The organism is Nocardia blacklockiae, assembly GCF_015477355.1.
GTDB classification, from domain to species: domain Bacteria; phylum Actinomycetota; class Actinomycetes; order Mycobacteriales; family Mycobacteriaceae; genus Nocardia; species Nocardia blacklockiae.
Window position 1 is genome coordinate 52,950 of record NZ_JADLRJ010000006.1, and the last position, 13,973, is coordinate 66,922.

The 13,973-nt window shown below is 64.1% G+C and carries 15 protein-coding genes; 10 read left to right on the forward strand and 5 right to left on the reverse strand.

The window, feature by feature from the left end:
- Positions 1-56 precede the first annotated feature (56 nt).
- Positions 57-1,007: an oxygenase MpaB family protein gene (locus IU476_RS19590; RefSeq protein ID WP_195102144.1), complete on the forward strand. Its 951-nt coding sequence runs from the start codon at positions 57-59 to the stop codon at positions 1,005-1,007.
- Between the two features lie 506 nt (positions 1,008-1,513).
- Here IU476_RS19590 and IU476_RS19595 read toward each other — a convergent pair.
- The 3 genes from IU476_RS19595 to IU476_RS19605 form a co-directional block, all read right to left on the reverse strand.
- Positions 1,514-1,936, reverse strand: a complete 423-nt coding sequence (locus IU476_RS19595; RefSeq protein ID WP_195102145.1) for a PPOX class F420-dependent oxidoreductase — start codon at positions 1,934-1,936, stop codon at positions 1,514-1,516.
- A 119-nt stretch (positions 1,937-2,055) separates the two neighbouring features.
- Positions 2,056-2,877 carry a hypothetical protein gene (locus IU476_RS19600; RefSeq protein ID WP_195102146.1) on the reverse strand — a complete coding sequence of 274 codons (822 nt, stop codon included), beginning with the start codon at positions 2,875-2,877 and terminating at the stop codon, positions 2,056-2,058.
- Between the two features lie 126 nt (positions 2,878-3,003).
- Positions 3,004-4,404 carry a DNA cytosine methyltransferase gene (locus tag IU476_RS19605; protein ID WP_324194144.1) on the reverse strand — a complete coding sequence of 467 codons (1,401 nt, stop codon included), beginning with the start codon at positions 4,402-4,404 and terminating at the stop codon, positions 3,004-3,006.
- Between the two features lie 185 nt (positions 4,405-4,589).
- On the opposite strand from IU476_RS19605, the gene IU476_RS19610 reads away from it, so the two are divergent.
- The gene (locus IU476_RS19610; protein WP_228823966.1) at positions 4,590-4,973 is read left to right on the forward strand and encodes a very short patch repair endonuclease; all 384 of its coding nucleotides are present in this window, start codon (positions 4,590-4,592) and stop codon (positions 4,971-4,973) included.
- A 575-nt stretch (positions 4,974-5,548) separates the two neighbouring features.
- Positions 5,549-6,493 (forward strand): NaeI family type II restriction endonuclease, encoded by a 945-nt coding sequence (locus tag IU476_RS19615; RefSeq protein WP_324194145.1) that lies wholly within the window; start codon positions 5,549-5,551, stop codon positions 6,491-6,493.
- 512 nt (positions 6,494-7,005) lie between these two features.
- Here the strand turns inward: IU476_RS19615 and IU476_RS19620 are convergent.
- Positions 7,006-7,350, reverse strand: a complete 345-nt coding sequence (locus tag IU476_RS19620; protein ID WP_195102157.1) for a VOC family protein — start codon at positions 7,348-7,350, stop codon at positions 7,006-7,008.
- A gap of 167 nt (positions 7,351-7,517) precedes the next feature.
- Here IU476_RS19620 and IU476_RS19625 point away from each other — a divergent pair, with 167 nt between their 5' ends.
- From IU476_RS19625 to IU476_RS19635, 3 genes are all read left to right on the forward strand, one after another.
- Positions 7,518-8,930: an NAD(P)/FAD-dependent oxidoreductase gene (locus tag IU476_RS19625; RefSeq protein ID WP_195102159.1), complete on the forward strand. Its 1,413-nt coding sequence runs from the start codon at positions 7,518-7,520 to the stop codon at positions 8,928-8,930.
- A gap of 62 nt (positions 8,931-8,992) precedes the next feature.
- Positions 8,993-9,397, forward strand: a complete 405-nt coding sequence (locus IU476_RS19630; protein WP_195102162.1) for a MerR family transcriptional regulator — start codon at positions 8,993-8,995, stop codon at positions 9,395-9,397.
- Entirely contained in the window at positions 9,394-10,263 is an 870-nt protein-coding gene (locus IU476_RS19635; protein WP_195102163.1) for an LLM class F420-dependent oxidoreductase, read from the forward strand. Before IU476_RS19630 ends, IU476_RS19635 begins: the two co-directional genes overlap by 4 nt.
- 74 nt (positions 10,264-10,337) lie before the next feature.
- Here the strand turns inward: IU476_RS19635 and IU476_RS19640 are convergent, their stop codons facing one another.
- Complete coding sequence (locus IU476_RS19640) at positions 10,338-10,883, reverse strand: TetR/AcrR family transcriptional regulator (protein ID WP_195102164.1); 546 nt, start codon at positions 10,881-10,883, stop codon at positions 10,338-10,340.
- Positions 10,884-10,975: 92 nt separating this feature from the next.
- Here IU476_RS19640 and IU476_RS19645 point away from each other — a divergent pair, with 92 nt between their 5' ends.
- From IU476_RS19645 to IU476_RS19660, 4 genes are all read left to right on the forward strand, one after another.
- A complete protein-coding gene (locus tag IU476_RS19645) occupies positions 10,976-11,455 on the forward strand; it encodes a nuclear transport factor 2 family protein (protein WP_195102165.1) in 480 nt (159 codons plus the stop codon).
- A 224-nt stretch (positions 11,456-11,679) separates the two neighbouring features.
- Positions 11,680-12,429, forward strand: a complete 750-nt coding sequence (locus IU476_RS19650) for a bestrophin-like domain (RefSeq protein ID WP_228823967.1) — start codon at positions 11,680-11,682, stop codon at positions 12,427-12,429.
- Between the two features lie 14 nt (positions 12,430-12,443).
- On the forward strand, positions 12,444-13,376 hold the full coding sequence (locus IU476_RS19655; protein ID WP_195102168.1) for a hypothetical protein: 933 nt from the start codon (positions 12,444-12,446) through the stop codon (positions 13,374-13,376).
- A gap of 130 nt (positions 13,377-13,506) precedes the next feature.
- Positions 13,507-13,965, forward strand: a complete 459-nt coding sequence (locus tag IU476_RS19660) for a pyridoxamine 5'-phosphate oxidase family protein (protein WP_195102171.1) — start codon at positions 13,507-13,509, stop codon at positions 13,963-13,965.
- The last annotated feature ends 8 nt before the right edge of the window (positions 13,966-13,973 follow it).

Below are 13,973 nucleotides of genomic sequence, written 5' to 3' on the forward strand. Positions count from 1 at the left end.
ATATGGCATTCGTGGCCCGGAGCAGCGCGGATGCCGGAACAAGGGAGTTCTCTCCGATGACTTGCCCCGTCACTCACCAGCAGTTGTCCGCGTCGACTTCGCGGGCGGAGACCCCGGCCGTGGTGAAACGGTTCGAGCGCGTCGGCGGCTCGGTGTTTCTCCGCTTCTTCGGCCTCGGCCTGTACGACCAGACGATGCTGCCGCCGGTGTCGGCCGCCCTCGAGAACACCGGCCGCGTCCGCTACGAGCCGTGGGCCCGCGCTATTCGCACCACCGCGTCGGACCAGATGGTGTTCCACGGCGAGGAGGCCGATCGGCTGGCCGAGTCGGAGCGGTTGCTGCGGCTGCACCGCGACGTCAAGGGCGTCGGGCCCGACGGGGAACGGTACTCGGCGCTGAATCCCGAGACGTGGAACTGGATCCTGTACTCGTCGTTCTTCGTGCAGCGCACCGCATTCGTGGCCGTCACCGGCGAGCGGTTGGCCGACGCGGACAACCAGGCGATCTGGGATCACTTCCGCGGCAAGGTATCCGGGCTCGAACTGCCCGGGCGCTCGCGACTACTCGAGGACTATCGGGACGTGGTGGCGCACTACGACCGGATGGTCGAGGAGAAGCTCACGACGACAACAACTTTGGAGGCGGCGACGTCGGCGATCCGCCGCGCCCCGCGGCCCGACTTCCTGCCACCGGCCGCCGAACCGCTGTGGCGCCTGAGCGCTCCCGCGATTCGTCATGTGATCACGATTCTCGGCTGCGGCGGCATGCACCCCGGCGTGCGCGCCCGCATGCCCATCACCTGGACCCGCCGCCACGACCGCGAATACCAGCTGATGACCTCGGCGCTCCGGCTCGCCTACCGCTGGCTGCCGGCCGCGGTTACGGACACCCCGCTGGTCCGCAACCGCCGCAACTACGACAAGCTCATCGCGAAGTACCGGGGGATGGGGTTGGAATCGTTCGTCCCCGGTGCCACCGCGCCCGCGCACAGCGAAAAGGCCGGGTAGACATCACTTTTCGCCTTCCGCTCAGGACAACGGCCCGGCACCCGTGCGGTACCGGGCCGCTGCGTAGCTGGGACTAGCTGCTTCCGAGCCACCCCGGAGGCACAACCTGCCGCCACCCACCGCCCGGATGGTGGTGACGACGATCCCGCCAGTCGCGGTCGTCCCAGCGGTCATTGCGATCCCACGGGTTGTCCCACAACCCCGGCCCGTCCCACGGATTGTGCCCGTGATGACCGTGCACCTCGGTGACCTCCGGCCCGCCGACCACATCGGCCTGCGCCGGAATCGCAAGCACAGCAAGCGGAGCCGCCACAACCGCACCGGCCACAGCCACCCGCGCCACAGTGCGCCTGGTTATCGATAACAAGATGAATCCTTCCAACTCAACTGCCGTGCCAGCAGTCTCGCGCAAAGCCACGGGAAGGTCACGGGGGTTAGCACCAGTACGGGGGACAAATCCCCCTCCCGGATGAGGGACCCTGGGTGAACACCCTGATCCCCGCCCTCTAGGTCCCCGACACGTTACGCGATTCACCGTCCGGATTGGCCGGATCGATATGCCAGCTGTGGATGCGTCGGGGATGGACCCGAATCACCTCGCGGCTGAACCACTCCGGGTTCACGGGGATGTCCTCCACCGTCACAACCTCCGCAATCCCTCGAATCTCCACTCCTCGCCCCCAACCCGGCTTCACTTCGTTCGGATCATCGGGGGTCATGTCGTCCACCACGAAGCTCACGTTGGGGTTCTGGCGAATGTTCTTGTACCGCTGAGCGTTGGGGTTCGGTCCGCCGATGTCAATGGTGTTGTCAGGGTTGAGGCGGAAGCCTACGGGGACTTGGTGGGGGTGGTTGGTGGGGGTAACGGTGGCCAGGCGGCCTAGGTGTTGACTCTTCAAGTAGTGCAACTCGGCATCAGTGAAGTACATGGGTAGACGGTAAGAACTCAACAGAGGTTGAGGTCAAGATCGCCTCGCTGTATCGATACGCGGCTGCGCATGAAGAGTAAGGCCGAATGCTAAGCGGAGTCGTGCCCTCATTATTCGAGTTATTGAGCTGAGTTAGTGGCACGTATAGCTCGCGCGCAACGATCGATTTCTTCGTCGGTCGGCAGTTCGACCGATCCGTACTTGGTCGGTTTTGCCATCTGGAGCGTTACGAAATCGAATCGGTTTTGGTCGCCCAGAATCTGCTGCGCGCGATGCTTCCGGCCCTGTTTTTCTCGTCGGTAACGTGGATTCTCGATATAGATTTCGACGACAGTGTCATTGCACCACATGTCGGTGCGAAACAAGGCATCCGCCAGTGGGTGGGCGAACGCCTCGAGGCCTAGTCGGCGAAGCTTGCTCACGGTGTATATTTCACGGAGAAACGAATAGTAGGCCGTGCCAATTCGCCACCGCAAGGCGCTCCGAACCGCCTTAGTGGCATCGGGCTCCGTGTAGCCTTTATAACGGATAAGTCGTTGCTCGGCCGTTCGCCTAATTTCCCATACAGGCTCCCGTAGCCATGACTCCCGGGATTGCGCTGTGCTCCATTCGTCTCTGAACTCCTGGTAGCTATATATTCTTCCCAGGTCTTCGGCGCAGAAATGGAACAAATGTGAAAAAGCGAAGTCCGGGCGCCAATCTCGGATGATTTGCACCGTGTCTTCATAGCTCTCGCGGAGGTCGCCAAGCGGGTGTTCGGTGTCAAGGTGGCGTATTGCTTCTGGCTCAATCTCGAAGATCGCTGAACTCTTGTGGCTAAGAACCTTTTCCGCGACGTACTCTTTGCCCCGCAAATTCGACCATGCGCGCAACTTTCGAAGCGCCTCCCCGGACCGCCCGAAAAATTCTGCCACATCATTTCCCGTGACCTGGATACTCATTTCAACCACCCCCGGACTGTCTGCCCAGCCGAACCTACTTCATGCCGGGATAAGCCTACGGCAGACCACTGACAAGTGCAGCTGGCCGGGAGTTCCCGGGTGGTCAAGCAGGTAGCTACACCACGGTCACCCCTTCGCCTGATCGCGTGCGTGTGCTCTCTTCAGCACATCCATGATGGACTCGCCCACGGCCTTGGCGACCGGCGGTGGAAAGGCATTTCCGACCTGCCGGTACTGTGCTGTCTTGCCGCCGGAAAACTCCCATTCGGACGGGAAGCCCTGGATGATGGCCGCCTGACGAACGGTGAGCATCGGGCCGTCTGGCCCGAAAAGATCGCGTTCCTCCGTGCCCTTCTGGAGACAAGCGTCGATATCGTTGGCCACACCCATGCCCGAGATCCCGAGTTGTCTCCAAGAGGCCTTTGCTCGGCTCGGACCGAGATCTGCGCCTCCGTGCTTCTTGGACCCTCCAACGAGTGTAGGGGCGATGCCTCCGCCCTTACCCTTGAGCTCTGCATCCCGTTGTCGCGCTGTCTTGCGCCACCTTTCATAGGCCTTTCGCGCCTTCTCCGAATGGATGCCTTCGAAGTATCGTGAGTATCTCTCACGCATCGAGCGGTCCAGGCTTTCTGCGACGCTCACAGGATCTTCATGCGTTTGTGTAGGCCATTTGTAATCCAGCTTTCCGATCACGTCGTCACGAAAAGCGACCAGAATCGCGCGGGGTCGTAGTTGCGGCACACCGAAGTCGCTGGCTTCCAGGACGCCCCATTTCCCAATGGTGTATCCGAGGCCAGGGTCTGCTACTTTCTCATTGTTATCGTCAGTATAAATCCCGCCCTCCAGCCTCGCCTGGATCCAATCGCGATAGCTCGAGAACTTCGGGTCCATGATCCCTCGAACGTTCTCGATAAGAACTGCTCGCGGCTTGAGGATTTCGACCAACTCCAGCATGCGCGGAAAGAGATCTCGTTCGTCGTGTTTGCCCAGTTGTTTACCCGCATGCGAGAACGGTGGGCAGGGAACGCCACCGGCGAGGAGGTCTAAGCCGTGCTGCTTCAGGATATCGGCGCTCTTGTTCAGGTCGTCGTCGGGATGGAACTTCTTGACATCGGTGGAGAGGATGTCGCAATGCTCTCGCTCCCACGCCCATACTTCGTGGTCTTCGATGTTGAGCCGAAGAGTTTCCACGGCATGCTCATCGATCTCGATCAGCGCCAAGTGGCGAAACCCGGCCTGGTGCAGGCCTACGGCTTGTCCGCCGGCTCCCGCGCAGATCTCGATCGACGTAAACCGGTGCTCCAATGGCAGCATTCCGGTGGCATCGAGGGATTTGGCTCGCTTGGGTTTGCCGGGTCGTCTGCCGGGAGCAGTCGCTCGACGCTGCGACCGGCCGTCCTTGTGTGATGCGCCTTCCCCTGGATCGGGACTTATCGCATCGAACAGCGGCACAGTCTCTGCGGGGATGGAGGATTCCGGCACCTGCTCACCGTTTGCTTGTGTGTCGATGATGCAAAGGTCGGTCACACTAATGCCTTTCGCTGCGGAGGCCGGAGTGGGGCAGATGTCTGTGCGGGAGTATCTTCCCGCACGACATGCGTACGCCACGAACTGGGATCGTTGTGACTGGAAGCAGATCGGAAGAAGCCCGGAGGAAGGCCCATGAAGAGGGTCTGTACCCGGCTCCGCTCAATGAGGGGCGCTCACGGAACATGCGAGCGAACCGTCGATCCAACACGAAGCCTGAGGTTGCCTTGCGGAGCGCTCTCCATCGGCTCGGGTATCGGTATCGCAAGGATCTCAGGTTGGACCTCGGCTCGATCAAGGTCCGGCCTGACATCGTCTTTACCGCTCGCAAGGTGGCCGTGTTCGTGGACGGTTGCTTCTGGCACGTCTGTCCGGAACATGGACGAGAGCCGACTACCAACGAGTGGTACTGGACGCCGAAGCTTCGCCGGAACGTCGAACGCGACCGTGCCGCGGATGCGGCACTTGCCGCCTCTGGCTGGCAGGTGGTCCGCCTGTGGGAGCACGAAGATCTGGACAGCTCTGTCGCCACTGTCACCAGAGCTTTGGAGGCGGACCCGAACATGTGAGCGATCATATGGGATGGATCAGGGGGTGACGGGGACACGCCCTCGACACGCCTCGAATTGAGCAATCGATGGCGCGTCGGCGAGAGTTGTGCCGCTGGATGGACGTCGCATGAACTGGCACGGCTGGTCGAGTGGTAGTACACCTCGGGACATGCCACTGTGCCAAGTCCTATCCGCAGGGTCCATATCTGGAGATCGCCTAGGCTGCCGTGACCCGTCGTGACGCACGGGCTCGCGTTCGGGCGTGTCGACGTGTCCAGGATGCACCGGCCGAAGCGAAGGGTTGATGACACACCGAGCACTGTCGCGAGCGTCCGCTCTTCTGACTCGGGCGGTCAGGAGGTCGACAACTTCGAACGAGCAAGTCTGAGAACCGCTGTCGCGCAATTCGCACGCCGACAACTATGCGTGAAATCTTCGTAGCGCTATGATTACTGATTGTGCTCTGACCTCGGATCTAAGTCAGTGTGCGTCGCTTGTTTGTGTTGACGATCTGCAGTAATTCCGGGATGGGCGGCGCCATTGGACGCAATCACGCTATGATGGTGACCTGAAGCCTAGTGTGGGGAGTAAGGGTGTCCTGGGATTTTCAATGGCTTGACATTGACGGTGAACTCGCCATGGTGCGGGCCGAGTTATATCGAATGGATAGCACTGGTGCCCGCGTAGCCATGGTATTACGTGACACATTGGATCAGCTTTATGATGGTCAACGCACAGGGCGCTGGGCTTTCTCTCAGTTATTCAAAACCGAAAAAACCCATATGGGCACACTCGTTGAGATCAACCTGCAGCGAGAATTCAAGTTTGCAGACGGTGATGCGACTGACTACCGAATCGCTGGCATCGAGGTCGATTGCAAATATTCTATGAGAATCGGCGGCTGGACTCTCCCGCCGGAGGTAATCGGTCATCTAGCTCTGCTTGTTAACGCTGACGATCAAGCTTCCACTTGGAGAGTGGGCCTCGTTCGGGTCAAAGAGGAGCATCTCAATCTGGGTAAGAACAGGGACGCGAAGACTACGTTGTCCGAATTTGGCCGTGAGCAGATAGTATGGCTCTGGGGCGGCACTCAACATCTGGCGCCCAACTTGTTCATCCACATAGATCCGGATACTCGAAATAGGATATTTTCCGCTAAGGCAAAACGCGGTGACAAGCATGGTCAGGCGAGGGTGAACGAACTTTTCCGTAGCGTTCGCGGGAGAATAATAAGGCGGGCAGAGCTGGCAACTGTCGCACAACAAGATGATTTCATGAAACGGGCTCGCGGTAATGGGGGAGCGCGAACACATCTCAGAGACGAAGGGATCCTCGTACTCGGGCATCAGGATAGAGATCCTGATGTAGCAAGAGCTCTCGGTCTCCCTGTGCCCCGGAAAGGGGAATTCGTGTCGGCTCGCGTGATTCCTGCACGTACTGAACGATCCGATCCGGTAGCGGAAATAAATGGAACCTTCTGGGCATTGGCGAGAGAAGGCGATGCCGCTGTCACTGCACCAGATGTGCCGCGAAAATAGCACACGCACTATGGATCAAATATTCCATAGAGGCAAATGAGCTAATTCCGACAAGAGGTTCAGTGCGCAAGGGGTATTTCAGAAATCTATTTTATTGGGTAGCATCAACGATCTCCAACGCGCTCGGATTGAGATTCGACGAATTCCGAAACCGAACTTTTCCGCGTATATGTCATAGAGCTCCAACTTGGGCGGGGGATTCCCCTTATCCCGCTGTTTGCAGTCGATTTCGGATATTCAGGCGTAGTCGATCTCGCGGTTGCTAGAGGTGGCTCGTGCGCATGGTGCGGATGCTGTCGTTGTTGCCGATCTAGGGCACGTCGCCGGAAGTCTCGCATGTCTGCGTGCGGTGTGTGATGTCGAGACTGTTTATCCGCCAGCTACTTTCACGTGCACGGGCGACGGCGTCGAGGGCGAGATATGAGTTGCCGATCGGGGCCGTACGGTTGGAGGCGACCGGGCGGCTCGTACGTCATTGGTCGAGGCACCTGTGAGAGTCGCCCGCGTGCCGTTCAGCCCTGGGCCAGGCCGATGACATTGCCTTGTGCATCGGCAACGATCGCGACCTGCTTACCCCCGCCGACATCGTGCGGCTCCTCGCTGACGGTCCCGCCGGCCTCGACCAGAGACTTGACCTGGCCGGCGATGTCGTCGACGGTCCAGAACGGGGTGGGGCCGGTCATGCCGCGCTGGTGGCCGTTGGGGACCAGGCCGACTGCCAGGCCGTCGGAGGTTTCGAAGTGGACGTAGTAGGGCTGGTCGACGGCGGGGGCGGTGCCGAGCAGGGCGGTGAATTGGGCCTTGGCGGCGTCGATGTCGGTGACCGGGTAGAGGATCGCGTCGAGGGTCTTGGACATGGGAGGGGCTCCTTTTAGGGGGTGGGAACTTCGTTGGTTCACACGTTATGGCGGGGGCGGGGCCTGGGACTTCTTGATTCCTGACCGATGCGCGGGCGGTGTCGCGGACTGCAGGGCGGGCGTCCAGCGGGGTAGGGTCGCGGTGCTCGCTCGTGGAATGAGGACGGGTGGGCGTGGAAGCGGTGGCCGCCCCATGGCCGAGTGGTGTGGCGGCCGCGGGCACCGATGAGGAGGACGCCGTGGGCCGGACAGGCGAGCGCCGCGCCGGAGGCCACGCGGTGGTACTCGGGTGTGGGATGGCGGGATTGTTCGCGGCGCGGGTGCTCGCGGATCATTTCGCGAATGTCACGGTGTTGGAGCGAGATCGGTTGGGGGAGGGGGCGAAACGTCGAGGCGTCCCGCAGGGGGAGCATTCGCACGGACTGCTGATGCGTGCCGCGGAGATCGCGGAGGCGCGGTTTCCCGGGCTGATCGACGAGCTGATCGCCGACGGCGCAAAGCCTTTCGGCGCGTTCGAGGACTTCCGCGCGGTGTTCTTCGGCAATGTGCTGAATCGTGCTGCGACGGGACGAAGTTCGCTGGCTGCCAGCCGGCCGTTTCTGGAGTCGCATGTGCGGGCGCGGGTGGCGGCGCTGCCGAATGTGACGCTGTGCGAGGACGTTGTCGTGGCGGGGCTGGTCGCGTCGGGGTCCGGTGTCGGCGGCGTGTGGGTTATCCGCCGGGAGACCGAGGGCGAATCGGAGTCCATCGCCGCCGATCTGGTCGTCGACGCGATGGGGCGTGGTTCACGGGTCGGCGCGTGGCTTGCCGAGCTGGGGTACCCGCGGCCGCGCGAAGACCGTGTTCCCGTCGACATCGGTTATGCCACTTGCCATTTCCATTTGCCGCTGGATGCGGTGGGTGGCGATCGGGTCGTCTTGGTCGGGCCGACGCCGAACAGGCCACGCGGGTTCGGGTTCGCCGCGCAGGAGGGGCCGACGTGGGTGCTGTCGGCGTTCGGCGTCGGAAAGCACGATCGTCCGCCGGCCGACCCGGAAGCGTTGCGGGAGTTCGCCGCCGACTTCGCACCGCGTGACGTCGGTCCGGTGATCCGCCGCGCGACGCCCGTCGACACGGTGGCGACCTATCGGTTCAAGACCGCGGTGTGGCGCAGATACGAACTGCTGCAACGGTTTCCCGACGGGATTCTGTCGATCGGTGATGCCGTGTGCTGTTTCAACCCCGTCTACGGGAGCGGAATGACGGTCGCGGCCGTCACGGCGGAACTGCTCGACGAGGTATTGAGCGAGGGAACCGAGGAGCTGCCTCGCCGCTATTACCGCCGCGTCGGTCGCATGTTGCGGACGCCGTGGTGGGTGACGAAGGTCAGCGATATGACGCTGCCGCCAGTCCCGGTCGGGCCGCCGTGGGTGAAGTCGCTGCTGTATTCGGGGGCCGACCGAGTATTCCGCGCCGCCGCGAACGACCGGGTCGCGGCGGCCGCGTTCCTGGACGTGCTGAATATGGATAAATCGCCGCTGCACATGCTCAAACCGCGGGTCGCCGCCGCTACCGTCGGGCTGGTGGGCCGTCGTCGCTAGTCGCACACCTTGCCTTGACATCGACGTCAAGGTTTAGCGTCGGGGTGTAGCGAGGAGGTTGCATGCTGATCGGAGAACTGGCCGAACGAGCCGGGACGAGTACGCGGACGCTGCGGTATTACGAGCAGCAGGGGTTGGTTCGGCCGGAGCGGTCCAGTAGTGGATATCGGGTGTACGACGAAGGCGAATTGCGGGTCGTCCGGAAGATTCGGGCGCTGCTCGAATTGGGATTCGAGCTCGCCGATACGCGGCCGTTCGTCACCTGTTTGCGGTCGGGATTCGACAGCGGGGACGAATGCCCGGAATCGGTGGAGTCGTTGCGCCGCAAGCTCGCCGAGGTCGACGAGGCGATGGACCGGCTCGCGGACGTCCGGAAACGGCTGACCGAACGACTCGACGACACGATCGGAGAACCGCCGGAACCATTGTGCGAGTTCACCTATCAAGGGTCGGAGGCGCATCGGTGAAGTTCGCGATCAGCTACAACACGGCGTTCAACGGCACCGACCCCGACCGCCTGACCGCCTTCGCGCAGCACGCCGAGAACTGCGGGTTCGAGGCGATCTACGTGCAGGACCACATCGCCCTGTATCCCGGTGCCTCGTACGGAGGGAACGAACTCCCGCCGACGCTGACCTACCTCGACCCCCTGGACTGCCTGAGCTTCATCGCCGCGGCCACCACGCGGATCCTGCTCGGCACCGGCGTGCTGTTGCTGCCCTACCGGCATCCGGTCGTACTCGCCAAACGCCTTGCGACAGTGGATGTGCTGTCCAAGGGGCGGATGCGGCTGCTCACCGTCGGGCTCGGCACCTTGCCTGGTGAGGCGCGGGCGGTCGGCGTGGACTTCGCCACCCGAGGACGACGCGCCGACGAGGCCATCGACGTGCTGCGGCTGTTGTGGGCGGGCGGCTCGGAAGGCGTCACGCATCACGGTGAGTTCTTCGGCTTCGACAAGCTGTGCAGCTACCCGAAACCTGTTGGGGTGCAGACGCTGCCGATCCATGTCGGCGGCTCCAGCCGTGCGGCCGCGCGTCGGGTCGGTCTGCGCGGTGACGGGTACTTCGCCGGAGGCATGCTCACCGAGCACGAGCGCGACCACCAGATGACGTTGGCGCGCAAGGTTGCTGCGGAAGCGGGTCGAGACCCTGCCGCCCTGGAGTATACGCGTTGGGGGTCGAGCGACATGCCTGTCGAGCGCGTGCAGGACCTGGCCGAGCACGGGGTGGATCGGGTCGTGGTGAACTTCGCGGGGAGCGAACCGGCGCAGCAGTACGACCAGATGTCGGAATTCGCAGTACGATTCGGCCTCTCCTCCGTGCCCGCGGCATAACCGCTGGGTTCGAGGCTCTGCGGGATTGCCGACGACACCGCGGCCGAGTCGCCGGTGTGTTCGTTGCCAGCCGGTCAGGTGCTCCGAATCCCCGCGAGCACGATATCTATTGCCCGGCTCAGGGTCTCGGCATCCGTAGGCTGAGAGGCCGAGGCCTGCGCCAAACCCCTGATGAGTAAATAGATCTCGTCGACGGTCACCGCGGAGCGGACCGAACCGTCCTCGCGAGCACGGGACAGCACCGCGTCGACCTTCCCGCGCAGATCTCGCGAGATCGACCGCACCGAGGCGGGCATCCGCCCGTCGGCGTCGAGCAGCGAGGCCAGTGTCAGCTTGGTCGCGCCCGTTTCGATCATCACGCGGATCAGTGTGCGCAGCGCGTCCCACGCGTCGTCGCCCGCAGCGAGCTCGTCCGCTCGACTGCCGAGGTCGCTGAAGTGGGCGAGCAGGGTGGCCTCGAGCAGGTCGGCCTTGGTCGGGAAGTGGCGGAAGACCGTCGCCACGCCCACGCCGGCGCGCCGTGCCACCTCCTCGGTGGAACCGGCCGCGCCCTGCTCGCCGAACACCGACGCCGCGGCGGCGAGGATGCGCTCGCGGTTCTGCCGGGCGTCGTGCCGCACAGTCCTTCTCCTCTCGACGGCCGCGACCACTTTAACCGGAGTCGAGACTTCGCTACAGTAAGCGGAGTCGTCACTTCGTTTAGGGGATGGATATGAAGACTCCGGCCGACGTCGTCGAAGCCGTGACCGCCGGCGTGAGCCGTTTGGTGGCGGGCGGGCTCGATGAACGTGAGCGCGAGGCTCAGCTGGACGAGCTCGCCGGGTACTACGCCGAGCGGACCGACGTGCGGCACCCGTTCGCTCCGCTGGGCGACACCCCGCTGCGCACACGCGCCGAGCTGCGAGCGCATTTCGCCGCCGGGCCGGGGCGGACCGGAGCGGTCGAGAAGTTCGGGCCGCGGCAGGTGGTGGTGCACGAGACCAAGGATCCCGAGGTGGTGATCGTCGAATTCGCTTATCACGGAAGGGCGCACGGCCGGGAGTTCGAGATGCCGTGCATCTTCGTCGTGCGGGTGCGTGACGGGTTGATCGTCGAATCCCGGGATTACGCAGACCATGTCGGTTCCGCGCGCGGCTTCGGCAAGCTCGGCGCGCTCGCCGCCGCGCTGGCTGCCGAGGCCGAAAACGACTGAGCGGCAAGGCTTAAGTGGCGCGCTGGGCCGCCGTCGAAGTTTCGCGAGACCATGCCTCGCGCGGTGACACGCCCGGGCGGGATCGGTCGGACGAGGGGCCAATCCGCCGCGGGTGACGGGCACGAATACACCTTGACCGCAAGCTGTTTCGTTGTGCCGGGCTTGCACCAGATGGCTGGTGTGCCCGGTTCGTGGTGCCCGGAGGCGGAGGCATGGTTCCGGAATTGGTTGTCACAGTGCTGGCCGCGTTGGCGGCGGTGCTGGTGTTCCTGATCGGTTCGCGGTTGCGGCCCAAATCGTGGCAGCAGACCGAGGAACATGCCGCCGGGGAACTCGTGCTCGACGTGGTGAAGAACTTCTTCGTCGCGGTCGTGGCATTCGTGGTGGTGCTGTGCTGGCAGCAGTACGACAACGCGCAGACCCACACCGTCGCCGAGGCGAAGGGCCTGGTCGACACGTATTGGGCCGCGCATCAGCTGCCCGAACCCGAACACGAGCGCATTCAGGGCCTGGTGCGCGAATACACCGAGCAGGTAGTCGGGCCGGAATGGGACGCCATGAATCACGAGGGGCGCCTCAGCGAGGACGCGGAGCACACCCTGGATTCGCTGCGCGACGCCGCGCAAGCCCTGCCCGCCGACGAACCCGCCGCCGAGGACCTGCGCTCGCGGGCGCTCGACAGCCTCGACGATGTGGCCGACGCCCGGCACGACCGCGAGGTCGACGTGCGGCGCAGCGTGCCCGGATTCCTGGTGGTGGCACTGATTTTCGGCACGATCCTGATGTTGCTGATCCCGGTGCTGTCCGGGTTCCGGCCGACCGTCAGCAGCGTGCTGATGATCGCGGTGCTGGGCGTGGTGGTGGGCCTGATCCTGCTCGAGATCCGCAACCTCGACCGCCCCTTCTCCGGCGCGACCATCGTCCCCCGCGACGCCTACGAGCTGGCCCTGTCCCGCTACCAGCACGTCGACTAGCGACGGAGGGTCGGATGATTGCCGAAAACCACAGGGGCGCAACGGCACTCGCCCTCGCCGCACTGACCTCGCTGGCGCTGTGCGGTCCGGCGGCGGCCGAGCCGGTCGATGCCCCGTCCATATCCGGTGACAGTCCGCGTAGCAATGGTGCCCCCGATGCGGTCCGCGATGTTCTGGGTTGGACCGGCAGTGCGGATCCGGAGCCGGGAAACGCCGGGGCGCGCAGCGCGGATGACGGTACGGAGTTGCGTATCACCGGCAGTGCGGAGTCCGGCCCGAGCCGCAGTGCCGGCCAGCGTTTCGGCGGCGCTCCCGACGAAGTACCGCTGATTTCGAGCACAGCCGATCCACCAGCGGTCGTCCGTCCACCCTCGGAGACACGGGATTATGCCGCGGCCCCCACAGCGGCTCTCGGCCTGGACACCGGCAGTGTCGCCGCCGCGTGCACGGGCAGTGCGCTCGTCGGTGGCTCGGCGCTCGTCCTCGGATCGGCGGCGGGTAGCGGTGTGCCCGGGCTGATCGGCACCGGTTCGGGTGGATCGGCGGGGAGCAGCCTGGTGCCCGGCCTGGTGGGTACCGGTTCGGGGTCGGGCGTGGGCAGTTCCGCGGTGGGCAGCGCGATGACCGGCAGTGCGCTGCTGACCTGCCTGCTGTTGCTGCCGACCGGGCCGCCACCCGAACCCGAACAGCCGCTCCGACTGCGCCCGCCCGAACCACCGCACGCTGTCACCCCCGCTCCGCCCGTGGCCATCGCCCGCAACGCGACCCCACCGATATCCGAGTCCGAACCCGACGCCGAACCGCCACGACACGAGGCCCGAGCCGCTGCGCAACAGCCCGAACCGCACAACGCCTGGAACACCGTGATCATGATGACCATGCTGGTCACGGTGATCGTCGCCGCCAGCGCGCGCGGCCGCGCCTCCATCCGCCGCGGCTATCACTGACCCGAGTCGGGATTGATCGTGAGCCGCACCTCGCCGTCGCTGGCCGCCGCAGTGTCGCCATACCGCGCCTGTTCGCCCCACCTTCCCTGCCAGCCGCCTTGTCCGCCGCCCTGTCGCTAAGGTGCATTGCGTGCGGGAACGCGAGGTGTTGGAGGACTACATCGGCGGGGGCGGGCTGATGCAGTTGTCGACCGTGGGGGTCGAGGGGGCGCCGGTGGTGTGCACGGTTTGGTATGTGTCGGCGTTTCGGCCGGATCGGCTGTACTTCGTGTCGCGGACGGATCGGGAGCATTCGGTGAATATTCGCCGCAATCCTGTTGTCGCCGGGGCTGTTGTGCAGCAGCGACCGGCGGAACTCGGGCTGACGGCGCGCGGGACGTCGTTCACGGGGCGGGCGGTGGAACTGCCCGGTACCGGCATCGACGCGGTGAAGGAGGCGTTCGCGGCACAGTGGCCGCGCGCCGCGGGTCTGCTCGAGGCCATGCCCGACTGCGCGTCGCGGATGTACGAGATCGCCGTCGACCGGTGGGTGCTGTACGACGAGGAGAATTTCCGGGAGCGCCCGCGCCGGGAGATCGCCGCGCGGTAGGCGCGATA